Annotated in this window: 10 protein-coding genes; 5 read left to right on the top strand and 5 right to left on the bottom strand. The window is 46.3% G+C overall.

Annotation, left to right across the window (positions count from 1 at the left end):
* Positions 1–156: 156 nt before the first annotated feature.
* The 3 genes from FHS60_RS08395 to FHS60_RS08385 all read left to right on the top strand — a co-directional run bounded on the left by FHS60_RS08395 (position 157) and on the right by FHS60_RS08385 (position 1,688).
* Complete coding sequence (locus FHS60_RS08395; protein WP_183697610.1) at positions 157–1,224, top strand: hypothetical protein; 1,068 nt, start codon at positions 157–159, stop codon at positions 1,222–1,224.
* A gap of 31 nt (positions 1,225–1,255) precedes the next feature.
* Positions 1,256–1,408, top strand: coding sequence for a hypothetical protein (locus FHS60_RS08390; protein WP_183697607.1), 153 nt, complete (start codon positions 1,256–1,258; stop codon positions 1,406–1,408).
* Between the two features lie 124 nt (positions 1,409–1,532).
* Positions 1,533–1,688, top strand: a complete 156-nt coding sequence (locus FHS60_RS08385) for a hypothetical protein (protein ID WP_183697604.1) — start codon at positions 1,533–1,535, stop codon at positions 1,686–1,688.
* Between the two features lie 570 nt (positions 1,689–2,258).
* Here the strand turns inward: FHS60_RS08385 and FHS60_RS08380 are convergent.
* The 4 genes from FHS60_RS08380 to FHS60_RS08365 form a co-directional block, all read right to left on the bottom strand.
* A complete protein-coding gene (locus FHS60_RS08380; protein ID WP_183697600.1) occupies positions 2,259–3,809 on the bottom strand; it encodes a peptide MFS transporter in 1,551 nt (516 codons plus the stop codon).
* Between the two features lie 189 nt (positions 3,810–3,998).
* Positions 3,999–4,379, bottom strand: coding sequence for a GxxExxY protein (locus tag FHS60_RS08375; RefSeq protein ID WP_183697597.1), 381 nt, complete (start codon positions 4,377–4,379; stop codon positions 3,999–4,001).
* A 38-nt stretch (positions 4,380–4,417) separates the two neighbouring features.
* A complete protein-coding gene (gene uvrA, locus FHS60_RS08370; RefSeq protein ID WP_183697594.1) occupies positions 4,418–7,279 on the bottom strand; it encodes an excinuclease ABC subunit UvrA in 2,862 nt (953 codons plus the stop codon).
* A gap of 100 nt (positions 7,280–7,379) precedes the next feature.
* Positions 7,380–8,087 carry a T9SS type B sorting domain-containing protein gene (locus FHS60_RS08365; protein WP_183697590.1) on the bottom strand — a complete coding sequence of 236 codons (708 nt, stop codon included), beginning with the start codon at positions 8,085–8,087 and terminating at the stop codon, positions 7,380–7,382.
* Between the two features lie 1,010 nt (positions 8,088–9,097).
* On the opposite strand from FHS60_RS08365, the gene FHS60_RS08360 reads away from it, so the two are divergent.
* Positions 9,098–14,647, top strand: a complete 5,550-nt coding sequence (locus tag FHS60_RS08360) for an alpha-2-macroglobulin family protein (protein ID WP_183697587.1) — start codon at positions 9,098–9,100, stop codon at positions 14,645–14,647.
* A 766-nt stretch (positions 14,648–15,413) separates the two neighbouring features.
* On the opposite strand, the gene FHS60_RS08355 is transcribed toward FHS60_RS08360, so the two are convergent.
* Positions 15,414–16,001, bottom strand: a complete 588-nt coding sequence (locus FHS60_RS08355; RefSeq protein WP_157575317.1) for a septal ring lytic transglycosylase RlpA family protein — start codon at positions 15,999–16,001, stop codon at positions 15,414–15,416.
* Positions 16,002–16,468: 467 nt separating this feature from the next.
* Between FHS60_RS08355 and FHS60_RS08350 the strand changes: the two genes are divergently transcribed.
* Positions 16,469–17,386: a helix-turn-helix transcriptional regulator gene (locus tag FHS60_RS08350; RefSeq protein WP_183697584.1), complete on the top strand. Its 918-nt coding sequence runs from the start codon at positions 16,469–16,471 to the stop codon at positions 17,384–17,386.
* Positions 17,387–17,540 lie beyond the last annotated feature (154 nt).

Raw genomic sequence — 17,540 nt, 5'->3', positions numbered from 1 at the left:
GAAGAAGAATATAAAGTGTAAAGTCTTAATAAATGTTGTGATTATATGAAATAATTCCTTACATTTGCAAATAGATAATGCTTTATCTTGTTTATACAACTCATTGGATTGGAACAAAAAAAGAAAACTATTTAAACCTAATAAATAAAACCGATTATGAAGAAGTTTTACAACTTAAAGATGATGCTCCTTGTTGCTCTTTTGAGCCTCGTTGGAGTGAGTGCTAATGCTCAAGAAGCAAAAATGACATTTGAGCAAACGTCTGATACAGCGGGAACTTTGACAGATGCTCCAGAAGGTGTTACAGCAACTTTTAAAAATACTTACAAAAGCAATAAGATTCAGGTGACATCAGGTAAAAAAATGACCTTGACCATAAAAGGCTTGTCTGCTGAGTACACTGTTTCTGGAATATCTGTACATGTTCGTACGAATAAGGAGACAGGCAAAGGTTCTGTAACAGCTACATTGGGAGGTACTACTATTGGTACTCTTTCTATTACTCCGATGGGAAAAGCTTGGCAACGTAAGAGCCTTAACGTAACTCCTACAATAGCAGGTGCAGATTTGGTAATTGAAATTAAAGCTACTCAAAATTCTGTCTACTGTGATGAGTTTGTTATTACTTATTCAAAAAAGGAAAAATCAGTCTCTGTAAACATCGGTGCAACAGGTTATTCAACTCTCTATTATAGCGATCGTGCACTCGTTGTTCCTGCAAATGTAGAAGCATACACTTATAAAGTAGTAGGTGACAAGCTGGAAGAAAGCTATGTTTACAATGCTGGTGAAACAATTCCTGCAGCTACTGGCGTAGTGCTCAAGGCTGCTGCGGGCGAATATACTTTTGCTGCTTCTCAGAAAGCTGGCGATGTAGATGCAGATAACCTGCTCAAGGGTTCTGACGAAGCTGAGCAGACAACAGGTGGTGCTGTTTACTACAAGCTCTCTCTGAATAAGGCTGGCGATGCTAATTCTGTAGGTTTCTACTATGGTGCTGCAGATGGTGCTGCTTTCACTAATGGTGCTCATAAGGCTTATCTCGCCCTCCCTGCAGCAAGTGGTGTACGCGCTTTCCTCTTCAATGAAGGCACCATTACCGGCATCCAAAACGCAACAACTAACAGTGCTGCTACGCAGGTTTACGACCTCCAAGGTCGCCGCGTTCAGAGCGCACAAAAGGGCCTCTATATTATCAATGGTAAGAAGGTTCTCGTTAAGTAAGAAGTATAAATAGCTAAATCTTATAAAGAATATGAAGGTATATATCAAACCAACATCTGTTGAATACAGTATTTTTGTAGAAACTAGTCTGATGCTCTCTAAGCATGAAGAAGAAGGTGGCGAACAGCTCACTCGCGACTATGGTTCATGGGGTGATGAAGACTGGAGCGAAGACGAATACTAAGCTCTAAAGTCTCTACAACTTTAGCTTGTAGGACATCTTTACAAATATTCTAAGAAAGGAGACGCATCATTGATGCGCCTCCTTTTTGCATGATAGTACTCCCCTAAACGAACGATAAAGTGGGATGGTAGCAATATATCGAGGAGGCGAGGAGCAAACCGAATTAGCTGCTGTGCGACACCGCCGGTGTCGGAAGATGGGGGAGAGTCACTTCTCCACTTCTCCACGGGTGATGCCCAAGCAGAGCGAGGGTGAACCCGTGGGTAAAGGACTACATTAACTTCCGACGCAGGAAGCGTCGCACTGAAAGCGTTGATGGAGTGTTCTCTATCTCTCCCCACCAGGAAAAAACTCGTTTTTTGTTGTCACGTTGTCACAGCGGAGGGAATACGTTGATAGATAGGTAGTTAGCGGTGTGACAATGAAAAATTTTGTTGTCACACTGTTGTCACTTGTCGTCACGCGCGTAACAGTTATGTTTTCAGTGAGTTATGCTTAAAGTGTGACAACGTGACGGCGTGACAACGGAAAAATATAAACTGGGGAGGAGCGTTTCTTTTTATTCTTCTCTTTTTTCCTTATTGCGTTTGAATGTGCAATAAGGATGTCAGCTCACGCCCTTATTGTATTCTCAAACGCAATAAGGGTATTTACAGTTTTCAGTATCTCTGTGTTTGTTCCTCCAGCGGATGTTTCAGAGAAGCTTCATTAGTCAAGCTTCTTAACAAATCTATCCGCAAAACCTATATTCAGATTTTGCGGATAGAGAGTTTTATGCAGCCGTGGATTCACGGCGAAAGCACGACAGATAGAGATGCTGCTTTGTGGGCAGCATTCTCTATGACCTTTATTAAGCCGTCATTTTGTTGAGTTTCTTCAAGAGCGCGAACATCACGAGGGCGCTGATAAGACAGAGTGCAATCAGAATGCCCCAGTTGTACATCAGAGGGATGCGATTCCAAAGCATGGAGGGGATAGAGCTTAGGTAGTTACCAATGGCTGTTGCCACAAACCAGCCGCCCATCATCATACCCTTGTATTTGGGAGGAGCCACCTTGCTCACAAAGGAGATACCCATGGGGGAGAGTAGCAACTCGGCCAGAGTGAGGGTGAAGTAGGTAGAAATCAACCAGCTCGGTGAGAGGATGCTTTGTGTCTTGTCGCCCAAGTCCATCGGAGAAATCAAGTTGGTAGACGCCAATGTGATGACAGCGAAGCCCACTGCTGCCACGAACATACCCAAAGCAATACGTGCGGGAGCGCTCACCTCGTGACCCTTCTTTGCCAAGAAACCGAAGAAGAGCATGCTAAAGGGTGTCAGTGCAACGACGAAGAAGGGGTTGAACTGTTGGAAGTCGGACGGCTGCGACATGGTGGGATCTTCCATGTTCATGAAGAGAGCGATAGCTCCAGCCCATGCTGCCAGCGTGACAACACCGCAAAGCACCTTGTTCTTTCCCGTCTTCGCTTGGAAGGTACCGATACCTGTGTACACAGAAAGCGCAATCAAGGCCAAGCTGAAGATGTTGAACCAGATACGCATCGAGCCAGATACGGAGAGGTTGGTGTATTTCTTAGCAAAGAAAGTCAGTGCAGAACCGTTCTGGTGGAATGCCATCCAGAAGAAGATAACCACGCCGAAGACAAGCAGGAGGGCAACAATGCGGTCTCTGGTTTGTTTCGGAGTGAGTTCTTCCACTTCCTGCTTAGATTCCTTAGCCTGTTTAGCAGTGATGTCAGCATGTTTGAACCAGCCGCGGAAGGCAAAGTACACAACGGCGGAGAAAATCAGCGAAATACAAGCCACACCGAAGCAAAGACCGTAGGCACCATATAACGCCTTGAGATAAGCCGGATTCTGGTTCGCTGCATCATAAACGAAGCCATACTGACCTAAATAGAGATTCGTAATCCATTTGGCCATTGAGGGGGCAAACATAGAGCCGAGGTTGATTGCCATATAGAAGAGGCTAAAAGCTGAATCGCGGCTGGATGCGTACTGCGGGCTGTCGTAAAGATTACCTACTAAGACTTGGAGATTACCTTTGAAAAGACCCGTACCCAGCGACACGCAAGCGAGACCTGCAAACATCGCAATTTTGCCCATTTCATCGGCGCCTGTCGGGATTGCCAGTCCGAGATATCCAAGGAACATAGTGGCGAAACCGAGGGTGACACACTTGCCGTAACCAATCTTATCGGCCAGCATACCTCCGAGGAGTGGAGCGAAATACACTACAGCGAGGAAGATGGCGTAGACTTGTCCTGCTTCTGACTCTGTCCATCCAAACTTGGCCTGCATGAAAAGCGCGAAGATGGCAAGCATCGTGTAATAGCCGAAGCGCTCGCCTGTGTTGGCCAAAGCCAACGCATACAATCCTTTTGGTTGATTTTCAAACATACTTTGTTTTGTTGTGGTTAGTAATTATTTTGAGTTGATTTGTTATTGCTAAAGTGAGGCTTTTTAGCCCACGAATTTTCACGAAAATAACGAAAGTTTACGAATGCAGTATATTTTTTTACGAATGTACTTGATTTTTGTGGATTTACACAAGAGTTCAAGGGGATTTGAAGGAGAATAGGCGAAATATTAGTTTAGAATTTTTTTGAAGTGAAGGCGACTTTCTCCGAAGTTTATAAGTAATCCACATTTGCAATGAGTTGCTTTTAAGTAGTTGATGACTTGGGCTGTATGTTCTGGGCACAATTCTTCTGTAGCTTTAATCTCAACTATGATTTTGTCAAAGCAAAAGAAATCGGCGATGTAGTGTTTTTGAAGAATAAATCCGTCGTAATCAATGCTTAGTCCTTTTTGAGCTTCAAATGGAAGTTCTAACTTCGTGAATTCAATGGAGAGAGCTTCTTGATAAACAGCTTCTAAGAAGCCATTACCTAATTTGTTGTGAACATTATAGGCATCTCCTATAATCTGGTGGCATTCATTCCAGAATATTTTATCGTTTTCCTCCATTTCTTATCTTTTGTATCAGAATTTCGTGTTGTTTCGCCTTATTTGTGTCCTTTCGTGGGCTTCGATAAGAGCAGGGTAGCCTCCAATTCCTCCTTCAGAAACTTCGCGGTGTACCCTTTACCTTGTTTCACGACTTTTTCGGGAGTGCCGGTAGCCACTACACTGCCACCGCCACGGCCGCCATCGGGGCCCATGTCTATGAGGTAGTCCGCTGCCTTGATAACGTCCAAGTTGTGCTCAATCACGATGACCGTATTTCCACGCTCCACGAGGCGATTCAATACATCGAGCAGTACGCGGATGTCCTCGAAATGAAGCCCCGTAGTAGGCTCGTCGAGGATGTAAATGGTCTGCCCCGTGTCGCGCTTGCTCAGTTCTGTTGCCAGTTTAACACGCTGACTCTCGCCACCAGAGAGCGTCGTGCTGCTCTGCCCCAGTTTGATGTAGCCAAGGCCTACGTCCTGCAACACCTTTATCTTGTGCAGAATCGTGGGTACGTTCTCGAAGAACTCCACCGCGTTGTTGATTGTCATGTCCAGCACATCGGCAATGCTCTTACCTTTGTAGCGCACTTCAAGCGTTTCGCGGTTGTATCTCTTACCATGACACTCCTCGCAGGGCACGTAAACGTCCGGTAGGAAGTTCATCTCGATGGTTTTGTAGCCGTTGCCCTTACATGTTTCGCAGCGACCGCCCTTCACATTAAAGGAAAAACGCCCCGGCTTGTAGCCACGCATCTTTGCCTCGGGCAGTTCCACGAATAAGTTGCGAATGTCGGAGAATACACCCGTATAGGTTGCCGGATTAGAGCGTGGCGTGCGTCCCAGCGGACTCTGATCCACTGCCACCACCTTATCCACATTCTCGATACCCACCAGTTTTTCGTACTCCAGCGGGTTGCGCAGAGAGCGGTAGAAGTGTTGCGAGAGGATAGGTAGGAGCGTATCGTTGATGAGCGTAGATTTTCCAGAACCAGAAACGCCCGTCACGCAGATTAGCGTACCCAGCGGAAAATCTACTTTGACGCCTTTCAGATTGTTACCCTTCGCCCCGATGAGGCGCAACGTCTTTCCATTGCCTTTCCTGCGCTTAGCAGGAATTTCTATGGCGCGTTGACCGTTCAGATAGTCCGCCGTCATGGTGTTGCGGTGCAACATTTCTTTCGGTGTACCTTGGTAAACCACTTCTCCACCCAGTCGGCCAGCGCGTGGCCCCATGTCTACGATATAGTCTGCCGCCAGCATCATATCCTTATCGTGTTCAACGACAACTACCGTGTTGCCGATATCGCGCAGCTCTTTCAGCGAATCAATCAAGCGCACATTGTCGCGCTGATGCAAACCGATGCTCGGTTCGTCAAGGATGTAAAGCACATTGACCAGTTGCGACCCGATTTGCGTAGCCAAACGGATGCGTTGACTCTCTCCGCCCGACAGCGTCATCGTGGCGCGCGACAGCGAGAGGTAGTCAAGTCCCACGTTGAGTAAGAACTTGAGGCGCGTGCGTAGTTCTTTGCAGATTTCGTGCGCAATGGACGCATTGCGTGTGTCCAAGCGTTCTTCCACACCTTCCAGCCATTCGTAGAGCTGACTGATGTCCATGTGGCTCAGTTCTGAAATGTTCTTGCCGTCGATGCGGTAGGAGAGCGCCTCCTGGTTGAGGCGCTGGCCGTGGCAGGTTGGGCACACAGCTTCGCGGGAGAACTGCTCCGCCCATTTCTGTGCGGCCGCCGTCATTTCCGCATCGGCCATTTGGCGGATGTATTTCACCAATCCATCGAAGTCTACATAATGATCGTCCGTTGTATGCATGATGGAGCCTGGAATATGTAAGCGCTCCGTTGTCCCATTGAAGATGTCGTCCATTGCCTCGTCGGGAATCTTCTCGATGGGAGTTTTTAGTGTGCAGTCGTATTTCAGCAGTAGCGCTTCTATTTCCCAGAATATAAGTGCATTACGGTATTTCCCCAGCGGAGCCAGACCGCCATCGCGAATACTGAGTTTCGGGTTGGGCACTACTTTTTCGCGGTCGATCACACTGATGTAGCCCAGTCCCTTACACTTCGGGCAAGCACCCTGTGTAGAGTTGAACGAGAAGTTGTTAGGAGCAGGTTCACGATAGGAGATACCCGAAACAGGATCCATCAAGAGTTTGGAATAGTAGCGTGCTTCGTTCGTGGCGTTGTCCAGCACCTGGATGAGGCCTTGTCCTTGTTGCATCGTGGCGCGAACACTCTTTTCCAATCGCTCACGATCCTTTTCTTGCACCGCCAGTTTGTCCACCACCACTTCTATATCGTGGTTTTTGTAGCGGTCCACTTTCATGCCGCTCACCACCTCCTTCAGTTCGCCATCTACGCGCACCGTGAGAAAGCCCTTTTTGCGGACGCTCTCGAAGAGTTCGCGATAGTGTCCCTTACGGCTGCGTACGAGCGGAGCAAGTAGGTACACCTTGTGCCCTTCGTAGCGTTCGAGGATAAGGTCCACTACTTTCTCCTCCGTATATTTCACCATTTTCTCACCACTCACATAGGAGTAGGCCGTACCCGCTCGTGCAAAGAGCAGACGCAGAAAATCGTAGATTTCCGTCACCGTTCCCACCGTAGAGCGGGGATTCTTGTTCGTCGTCTTCTGTTCGATAGAGATAACTGGGCTGAGTCCCGTGATTTTGTCCACATCTGGGCGTTCCAGATTGTCGAGGAAATTGCGAGCATAAGCCGAGAACGTCTCGATATAACGCCGCTGACCTTCGGCGTACAACGTATCGAAAGCCAGCGAACTCTTGCCCGAACCGCTCAGGCCTGTGATGACACTGAGCGAGTGGCGCGGGATGCGCGCATCTATATTTTTCAGATTGTGGACGCGAGCGCCCCATACTTCTATCCAATCTTGTTGATCCATGTCTTAGGATTGTTTTCTCTTTGTTTTAGTTTGCTGTTTGGCAGAATCGTCCGCCCGTTGTGTTTCTCAAAGCTATTTGACTCTTTACTGTTTCTGCCCCTTATGGGGTTATGCCGCTTGTTCCCTCTTGGTAGCCGCGCAGCAGGTTGATGGTCTTTCGGATGTTGTAGTTGCGGCCGTCCGCTCCCTTAGCTTGAATATGGAGGAAGTAAGCCCCATCGGGCACATCGTTGCCATTGCTCCTGCCATCCCATCCCTGTGTGATGTCCGTCCATTCAAACAGCTTTTTGCCCCAGCGATTGAAGATCATTCCTTTGAAAGAAACGATACTCTGGTAGCCATCCTTCACCTTGAAAATATCGTTAATATTGTCGCCGTTGGGAGAAAAGGCATTGGGAACTTCTAACTTAGATTCTGAAATGGAAATCTTGAAAGGCGAATCCATCTTATACTCGATGGTGTCAGTGCCCTGCACAAAGGAAACAATCAGTTCCACCGAGTAAGACCCACTCTTATTGAACGTATATTCCGTATTTTCATCGTAACGAATCAAGAAAGGAGCTTGTTCTCCTTCCTTTGTGAAGCGCCATTCATAGAGCGCGGTGTAGCCTCCTAAGTTCTGCGGCTGTGCCAAGAATTTGGCTTGCATCGGAGCATTGCCGTTATAGTCAGTAGCTTCTTCGTTTTCCATTTTGTCACCCGTCACTCGCATGATAGGGTTTGCTGTAGGCTGAGAATTATCTGCAAAAACAGTCATTGGGAGACAGCAGAAAATGGTCAACAGAGCAAAAAAGATGTTTAGTACCATAACCTAAATGATTTATCTTGCAAAGATACTAAAAAACTTTGTCCGTTCCGAGTATTCCCTTTCCCTGCAATAGTAGTCCCTCTTTTTCTTAGATTTTTTAAGAAGTTTGGGGTAAACGTGCCTACACTGTTTGCCCTGCTGAATCTTTCCAATGTTTTCGTGTATATTTATGGTTCTAATAAACTGTCCGATAATTTTACAATCACTTTTCTCCTTCTAACGCACAGAAATGCACCTTCCAATTTTCTCTTCCCTTATTTCCCAACTTCTTTTCTTGTTTCTCTCCAAAAAACTCTTTGTTTTGTGCTTGATTTTGTACTGAAACGCCATTTTTCTCCTAAAAGTGCTCTGTATTTTTCCCCTTTTCATCGAAAAATACAATAAGGAAATTCTGCGACTTCCTTATTGCGTCAACCGATACAATAAGCGCGTCAGCTGACAGCCTTATTGTGTTGAGGGACATTATAAGAATGTCCCTCTTCAGTTGGGTAAGATTCTCTGAATTTCTATTTTGTTTTTGAATTTCAAACGATTCTCGGGGTCGAAAAGTAGGATATAACTTGACATTGTTGTTTTTTTCAAATGAGTATAAAGCACCGTTGCTTCTTAAGCCAATTTGCTCCGTCCGGTTCGCTTTATATCCTTGCAGTTCTGTTAAAGAAAAAGAGCACAAAGTTCTATGTAGAAGTTTGTGCCCTTGACTAATTGTCTGTTACAATGTTTGTGTTGGTTAATGGAGACAAAGGCTCGTGCCTTTGACGCGCTGCAAAAGTAAACAAATTTAATTGAAAAACCAAAAATGATTTTTGAGTTTAGCGAAAGGAGGAACGAAAAGGAGTGTAACCACTTCTTGCTGATGCGAGGCATAAAGAGAGTTGACTCTCAGCAGGCTCTGATAATCGATGCAAAATGAATGCTTTTTGTTTTTTTTATAAGTCAAAAGTTGCAGGAAAGGTGTAATAATTGTTAGGTTTGCATTATTAAAGCGAAAAAACAATCTACTCACTATAATGAAAAAGATTCTATTACTTATGTTTTGTTCATTCTTCTCTCTCTCCATCATGGCTCAAACTTATGAAAAGATGTGGGCCAATGTGGAAGCGTATGGGAAGAAAGACTTGCCTAAATCCGCGCTGGCAGAAGTCGATAAAATCCGACAGAAAGCCACGGCGGAAAAGAATGATGGGCAACTGCTCAAAGCCATGCTTACAGCACGAATGTTCCACGAGGAGATTTCTCCCGATTCGGGGAAAGTTGCTGTAGAGCAGATGGAGACTGCGCTCGCCCGCGAAACTCGTCCGCTCCAGCGCGCAATGTGGCAAAATGCTTTGGCGCGTTATTTCGCTGAAATCACGGGCTATGATGAGAGCGACACAGTGGCCGTTCGCAAGCGCGCCGAATATCTTAGAGCATCGTTGGCGGATATAGATCTCTTGGCACGTGCTGATTATCGGCCCTATCTTCCTGTGCTGGAAGAGGGAAAAGATAGCAAGTACTATCACTATGACCTCCTTCATGTGCTTTCCAATATTCAGGGACGCCTTTCGCTGGCTATTCCTGAGGAAGAATCTGCACAACTCTTGCAGCGCATTGCCGACTACTACACTGCGGCTGGCAATCGAGAGGCTGCATTGCTGACGCGTTTGAATCGCTTAGACTTTGTTGCTACCAATTCGTCTGAATCGCTGACAAAGAACCTCCATTTCATCGAGCTTGTGAAGATGAAGGAAGAGTATAAGGATTTGCCGCTGAATGTGGAGACCTACAAAAGACTCATATCGCTTACGGGCTACAATAGTACTGATGACCGAGACTCCATCTTTTATGATTTGGCGCAAGAAGGTATCAAATGCTATGGCAAGATGAAAGAAGCGAACGAGCTGCGCAACGTAATCGGGGAGATGATAACTCCATTTTTCTCTATAGAGAACATAAAAGGCGTAGTATACCCCGATGAAACCGTTAAAATAAAGCTTTCTGTCCGCAATCGTACAACTGCAAAAGTTTGTATGTATCGTTTGAATAAAACGGCCAAAGATGTTTATAATAACGATGTAGAGACAAAGGATCTGAAAGGTTTGCAGGCTCTGAAAACCTATAATCTGACTTTCCCCAAAGCTGCGCCTTACAGGGAAGTGAAGGACTCTCTTTCTTTTAGTTTTTCTGAACCGGGCATCTATGCACTTGCGCTGGTGGAGAAGAATAAGCCCGTCGAGACGAAGTTAATCCATGTTTCGCGCGTGTTCCCTGTGAAGTTGCCCTTGCCTGATGGCCGCCAACGCATCACTTTTGTCGATCGCAAAAGCGGTACGCCGCTCTTGGGTGGAAAGCTCGTAATCTTCACGGAAAATAATGATGTATTGCAACAGAAAGAGGCTTTTTCTCCCGATGAAAAGGGAAATTTCTATGTATCACGTCGTACTCATTATAATGACTTATATTTTGCACAATATAAAGATGATGCCTATTATCCACTCTCTAATCTCTATGGGTTTGTACGATATGAGAAAGGAAAAGTAGAAAAAATCAACACCCATGTCTTCACCGATCGAGCTATTTATCGGCCAGGACAAGAAGTGAGTGTTGGCGTGTTGGCTTATCAGCGTGATGAAGACTCCACCAAAGTGCTTGCAGATGCAGAAGTGCATATCACATTGAGCGATGCCAACTGGAAAGAGTTGGAAACACTGAAGCTAAAGACGGATGCAATGGGTGTTGTCAATGGCACGTTCCGCCTACCGGAAAATACCTTGTCTGGTTGGTTCCATATCAATACAGTTATCAATGGACATGGTTGTGACTCGCAGGAGTTCCGTGTGGAAGAATACAAACGCCCGACCTTTGAAGTGAAAATCGAAAGCCCACAAACGAAGTACGCTTTGGGAGATTCCGTTCGGTTAGAAGGCACGGCACTCACCTATACCGGACTTCCTGTGCGAAACGCCCTCGTCCAATTTACGGTGAAACCATGGTCGTGGATGTATGATAACCTCGAGGAACAAACTGATACCGTAAAAACCGATGAATACGGCCGTTTTGTCTTACCCGTTGTGCTTACCTGTGAACCAGCTTCTCGGCAAAAGGGTTACTTCAACTACTATCACTACACCGTTGAAGCCAATGTGACCGCTGAAAATGGCGAGACTGAAACGGGCACAGAAACACTCTATGCGTCCACGCGCGCCAGTTGGCTCGAATCAGATTGGCCTTCTTCCATCTGCAAAGAGCATTTGAAGAATGTGAAGATTGATCTGCTGAATGCTGCGCGTAAGACATTAGATGGTGAAGGTACTGTAGATATTGCTGGTATTGCGGGAAATGTGGCTCACTTCTCCTTTAAGTCAGGTCAGAAATTTACGCCCAATGATTTGCTCAATCTTCCTTCGGGCGAATATAAGCTCACGGCAAAAATGGAGGGAGCTGAGGATTTGAATGTTCAATTCCTTCTCTTCTCCGAAAAGGACACTCGCCCAGTGGGTAAGGATGTTTGTTGGTGGTACGTTCGTCCCAACGAAGACGGCAGTGAAGCTTTCGTTATGCTGGGTTCTCCTCGCAAGGATGTTACGGTCTTCTATGACGTAGTAGCTGGTTCGAAATTGTTAGAAACTCGCCGTATTAAAATCGACGATTCTATCGAGCATTTCAACCTAAAATATAAATCAGAATATGACGAGGGTGCGCAGGTCAGTTTCTTCTTTGTGCAGGATGGCGAACTCTATTCTCATAGTCTCCGTTTGAGCAAACCAGCGCCTAATAAGCAACTCAATCTCCAATGGTCCACTTTCCGCAGCCAGTTGTTGGCAGGACAGAAAGAAACCTGGAAGCTCAAGATTACACGTCCCAACGGAGCGCCCGCTGATGCTTCGTTGATGGCTTGCCTTTATGACGCCAGTCTCGATAAGTTCCAGCCCAACGAGTGGGACTTTGACTTGGATTTCTTCCGCAATATTCCGACGCCTAAGTGGACATCAGCTTACGAAGGAACGAAAGATCTTTATTTTACCAAGTACGTTGCTCGTTTGAAAGAGAAAGATCTTGATTTCACAGTATGGAATCAAAATCTTTTCGATGAGTATGTAACTTATGTGGAGCATCATCTAGCAGGTCGTGTAGCTGGAGTGCAAAAGGTTAGGTTGATGAAAATGGAAGAGCCTGTTATGGAGCTGAAAGAAGTTGCAGTTGTGGGCTATAGTGCATCTAAGAAGAACGCTGATATGGCTGAGGCAGACTCTGTGGCTGTTGATTCTGTTGATGAAGGCAAAGATCCAAGCATTCGCTCCAATTTTGCTGAGACGGCCTTCTTCAAGCCTGCACTTCGCACGGATAAGAACGGTGAGGTGGTGCTCACCTTTACGCTACCGCAGAGCTTGACAACGTGGAACTTCATGGGCTTTGCTCATGATGCCGCAGTGAACTACGGCTTGCTCACGGATGAGATTGTGGCACGCAAGGACTTTATGGTGGAGAGTAATACGCCGCGCTTTGTTCGCGAAGGCGACCGCTTCACGATTCCAGTTACTGTACGAAATCTTTCCGAACAGGAAGAACGTGGAAAGGTAATGTGCGAGCTACTCGATGCGCGCACGGAGAAAGTTGTGGCTACTAAAAAGGCCGATTTCATCGTAGAAAAAGATGGTGAAAAAGCACTTTCTTTCACGTTTGATGCTACGAATGATTATCCCGTTTTGCTCTGCCGCATCATAGGCGAAGGCAAGAAGTTTAGTGATGGCGAAGAAAAATTAATACCTGTCTTGGCCGATCGCGAGCAAGTGATAGAGACCGTGCCGTTCTCTATGACGGAGGCAGGCACGAAGACGCTGCGACTCGACACGATTTGGTCCAATTCATCGAAGATTTCAGATCGCCGTCTGACGATAGAACTTAGTTCTAACCCCACATGGTATGCCGTTTCGGCTCTGCCAGTGCTCACTAAAAATTTATGCTTCAGTTCTCCATCATGGGCAGAACGTTACTACGCTCTCTCCTTGGCAAAATATATTGCAGAAAAGAATCCAGAGATTCGCAAGGCTGCAGAAACGTCCACCTCAACGGCGTGGGCAGAGGTGCTAAAGAAAAATCCGGATCTCAAGCAGATGTTGCTCAACGAAACGCCGTGGGTGAATGCTGCTGATGAGGAAGCCGAGCGCGCCTCTCAACTCGCTACGCTCTTTGATGAGAAAGCCAACGCCGACAAAATAGCTTCGGCGATGGATATTCTTTCCGATATGCAGCGCAGCGACGGCGGTTGGGGCTGGTTTGCAGGAATGCCGTCCAACCCCTTTATCACCTCGGAAGTTGCCACACTCTTGGCGCGTGTTCAAGTACTTAATAATGTTTTTCCAGCACAAAGCAATCTGCAGCGCGCTATGAGCTATCTGAAAAACGAGATGGCAAAGCGTGTGAAAGAAATGAAGGCGGAAGAAAAGAGAACCAAGCAAACTGTGGAGGCTGACGAGCTGACATATCGCTATCTCTATTTGTGTGCGATATTAGGTATGGACATCGATGCCGATGCAAAGTATCTGCTCGATAAGATAGCTCGCCCCGATTTCAACCTTACGATGTACGGCAAAGCGATGTCGGCTATTACTCTGGCGAAGTTGGGAAAATTTGCAGCCGCTAATGATAATATGGAGAGTTTGCTCGAACATACCGTTCACAAAGAGGGAATGGGTACTTATTTCGATACAGATCGTGCCCAGATGAGTTGGAACGCCTATCGCATTCCTACGCAAGCTGCCGCCATAGAAGCGATGGTTCAGTTCTATCCTTCAACAGACGAACAACTGCAACAAATGTGCTTGTGGCTGATGCAGGCCAAACGTACGCAGATGTGGCCCACCAGTCGCGCCACAACTGACGCGCTCTTCGCTCTTCTTCTCAACGCGAAAAAGACTTCAACTGTGCGCAATCTTTCCGAAGATACTCCGCTATATTATACGCTTCGAAAAGGGAACAATATCTTGGCTGTCAACGCTAAGAGTCAAGCTACTGAGCCACGGGGCGTAGGCTACTTCCGCGAGAGCTTTGACAGTCCAAAACAACTCAGTGCCGACAATATCCAGATTCGTAAAACGGGTTCAGGATTAGCATGGGGCGCAGTCTTCGCACAGTACACAGTGCCCGCTTCCGATGTGAAAGCTACCGGCAAAGGCCTTTTCGTAGAACGCCGCTTTGAGGTGCAGCGTGGCAAGCAGTGGCAACCCATTGCTGAAGGAATGATATTGAAGAAGGGTGACCGCATGCGCCAAGTCTTCACGCTCCGCGCCGATCGCGATTACGACTTTGTTTCGCTGAAATCGTCTCGTTCTGCCAATCTCGAACCCGTAGAGCAGCGGAGTGGTTATACCTATCGTGATGGCGAATGGTTCTACCGCGTTTCGCGCGATGCCTCCAACGAGTTTTTCTTTGAGAAGTTCACCAAGGGAACACACACGTTCACCGAAGAGTTCTTCGTAGACCGTTCTGGTACTTATCACGCTGGAGTTGCTCGCATACAGAGTCAGTACGCTCCCGAGTTTACGGGAACATCAACAGGAGCAACGCTCGTGTCAGAATAGTGCGTGAAAGTCACGCACTCGATTGCAGATTGCGCAGATAATAGGAGAAATTTTCTTTTCAGAAATCTCTAAATCTGCGCAGTCTGCTTTTTTGTGCTCATGCCTCCGGCGGAGGCGCACCATGCTTAACCGCGGGTAATACCCGAGCGCAGCGAGGGAGAACCCGTGGATAGGAGGCAGCACTATATACCGACGCAGGAGGCGTCGCACTGAAATCGTTGAGGGGATATTTACTCCTTTCTCTCTTCCCTACAAAAACTCTATTTTTGTTGTCACGTTGTCACAAAAGGGAGAACGCACTGATAGATAATGAGTTATATGCGTGACAACAAAAAATTTGTTGTCACACCGTTGTCACTCGTCGTCACGCACGTAACAGATACGTTTTCAGCGAGTTGTACTCAAAGCGTGACAACGTGACGACGTGACAACGGAAAAATGAAAAGCAGGAGAGAGGGAGAGGTGTATAATGTTCAACTCTGTTGGTGAGGGTGTAGATACAATAAGGGCGCGGGCTGACAGAATAAGGATGTCGGCTGATAGGCTTATTGTATTTGAAAACGGAATAAGGATATTTGCGATGGCATATATAGTACTTTTCCTTTTTCTTCATGATTTTTCTCAAAAAGGCTTCTGAAGCTTCACTGAAACTTCATTGAGTGATGCTTTAGTGGAATGTTTCATTATATGTACAGTGTTCCATCAAAAAAAGCCGCCGAGGATAGCTCCTCAGCGGCTTTGCTTTTGTGGGTTGAATAATGTTCTTTTACTTTTTAGCCTTAGCGGTCAGTTTGTTGTCAAGCACTCGCCAGCGTGGCTGCTGTTGCTTGGCTTTGGCCAGATAGGCTGCGCGGCGCTTTTCAGCTTCGCGCTGTTGTGCTAATTGCTTAGCAGCTTTTTCTTTTTCGTTCCATTCTGACATACTGTAGTAGTTGCCAGTTTTAGGATCGAGAAGTTGGAGTTCTGGTAGGGTGTATTCTTCTACCACTCCGCCTCCTACTTTTGTTACTTCTACGCTGGCTGTTCCTTGTCCTACCATGTCGATTTGCTTGGCAGCAGCTAAGGAGAGATCCACGACACGTCCCCTTACAAATGGGCCGCGATCCGTTACCTTTACAACGACTTCTTTACCATTGCTCAAGTTGCGTACTTTCAGCATAGTTCCGAAAGGAAGAGTGCGATGCGCGCAGGTGAGGCTGTCTTTGTGGTAGACAGAACCATCGCTGGTGCGGTGTCCATGGAGTGAATTAGCGTAGTAGCTCGCTCTACCGCTATTATCCGTTTGTGCCTTCGCGGTGAAGACCAAAGCCGAAAGAGAGCAGCATGCGATAAGTAGTAAGTTTTTTAAACGCATATTTATTTTTTTGTCACGAGGAAAGGGATAGGGGAACAGAGGTAATGAGAATGAAGCAAAGGCTTCGAATAAAATAAATGGATGATTACGCTCGTGGTGTTCCTTCTTCGACCTATGGACTGACTTAGCTCTTTTCAAGCTGCAAGTGAAGAGTCTTACCATGCTCTTGCGCTGCTTTGCACCAGAATCTTCGGTTGAAATTTCAACCTTAGTGAAGAAGGTGTCATCAGTACCTCGTGAGGTTTCACGGGTGCAAAGGTACATCTTTTTGTTATAAAACCAACACTTTTGCTTATTTAATTGCTCTACACATCCTTTGTAAGGGGCGAAATAGTGTTAAAATGAAACTTTTGCTAAATCCGCTATCGAGCACTCCGTGGGGCTTTCAGTGATGTGAGTAGAGATATTTTTCGGTGAAACAAAAAAAGAGTTAATTTCGCAGGCGTAACTAATTGTAGTAGTTTGAAATGAAGCAAGAAAAGTTTGATAGGCAATTACGCTTGATGGTTCTTTTGGCTCGAAACACAGAGCTAAGTGTGGATGATTTGAGCGAACAGACGGGAATGAGTCGTCGCACTATTTATCGTTACCTGGAGGCTTTTAAGGATATGGGTTTTGAGGTGGAAAAGAACGGTACGCACTATCGGCTCGGTCCTTCCTCTCCTTTCTTCCTCGAAATCTCCAGTTTGATACATTTCACCACCGATGAGGCTGTCACTATCAATCAAGTGCTCAATTCGGTCTACAATAATTCGCCCCAGGTGCGCCATTTGCGCGATAAGTTGGCCGCTCTCTACGATTTTGACATTTTGGCCAATCACGGTATTGACGCCCACATTGCGCGCAATCTCCAAACGCTCTATCAGGCAGCACGCGAAGAACGCCTCTGCTTGTTGCGCGGATACATCTCACACCACAGCGGCCGCACGGACGATCGCCTGGTGGAACCTTATATCTTTCTTTCGGGCAATAGTGAGGTGAGGTGCTTTGAAGTGCAGACGAGGCAGAACAAAACTTTCAAAATCAGTAGGGCCAAAAGCGTTGAACTCCTCGATCTCAAATGGTCACATAAGCGTGAGCACACGCCCTTCTATACAGACCTCTTTCATTTCAGCGGAGAGAATCGCAAGCGTGTGCGTCTACTTCTTGGCGCTTTGTCCGCAAGTTTGTTGCGCGAAGAGTTTCCTTATTCCGAACAACAAATGACACTTCAAGACGATGGGCGTTATTTGCTCGATACGCAGGTGTGTAGTTATAAAGGTATCGCTCGTTTCGTTTTGGGACTCTATGACGACATAGAAATCTATCGAACTCCCGAATTCAAAAAATACCTAGAGGCGCGCGTGGCTGAACTGGCTGAAAAAATTGCTCTCAAGAAGAGGTGAACCATCAGTCTTGTCTTATTGATTCCTTTATATATATAAGGAGTAGATGGAAGGGAGGATGAAATCTTGCCGATAAGAGGGGCGAAATCCAACTCCGATCTCTTCTTCAAAAAAAACTTCTAACTTTTAACATTCTAAATTTTGGAGTGTCACA

It is taken from the genome of Alloprevotella rava, assembly GCF_014195585.1.
GTDB lineage: Bacteria > Bacteroidota > Bacteroidia > Bacteroidales > Bacteroidaceae > Alloprevotella > Alloprevotella rava.
The sequence above is the reverse complement of the archived record's forward strand: the minus strand, read 5'-3'. Positions and strand labels throughout refer to the sequence as shown.

What these genes read in the sequence shown, in the direction of transcription:
- FHS60_RS08375 (WP_183697597.1), bottom strand. Translation starts at nt 4,379, where the DNA reads ATGGAGGAAAACGATAAAATATTCTGGAATGAATGCCACCAGATTATA.
- FHS60_RS08390 (WP_183697607.1), top strand. Translation starts at nt 1,256, where the DNA reads ATGAAGGTATATATCAAACCAACATCTGTTGAATACAGTATTTTTGTA.
- uvrA (WP_183697594.1), bottom strand. Translation starts at nt 7,279, where the DNA reads ATGGATCAACAAGATTGGATAGAAGTATGGGGCGCTCGCGTCCACAAT.
- FHS60_RS08350 (WP_183697584.1), top strand. Translation starts at nt 16,469, where the DNA reads ATGAAGCAAGAAAAGTTTGATAGGCAATTACGCTTGATGGTTCTTTTG.
- FHS60_RS08385 (WP_183697604.1), top strand. Translation starts at nt 1,533, where the DNA reads ATGGTAGCAATATATCGAGGAGGCGAGGAGCAAACCGAATTAGCTGCT.
- FHS60_RS08360 (WP_183697587.1), top strand. Translation starts at nt 9,098, where the DNA reads ATGAAAAAGATTCTATTACTTATGTTTTGTTCATTCTTCTCTCTCTCC.
- FHS60_RS08355 (WP_157575317.1), bottom strand. Translation starts at nt 16,001, where the DNA reads ATGCGTTTAAAAAACTTACTACTTATCGCATGCTGCTCTCTTTCGGCT.
- FHS60_RS08395 (WP_183697610.1), top strand. Translation starts at nt 157, where the DNA reads ATGAAGAAGTTTTACAACTTAAAGATGATGCTCCTTGTTGCTCTTTTG.
- FHS60_RS08380 (WP_183697600.1), bottom strand. Translation starts at nt 3,809, where the DNA reads ATGTTTGAAAATCAACCAAAAGGATTGTATGCGTTGGCTTTGGCCAAC.
- FHS60_RS08365 (WP_183697590.1), bottom strand. Translation starts at nt 8,087, where the DNA reads ATGGTACTAAACATCTTTTTTGCTCTGTTGACCATTTTCTGCTGTCTC.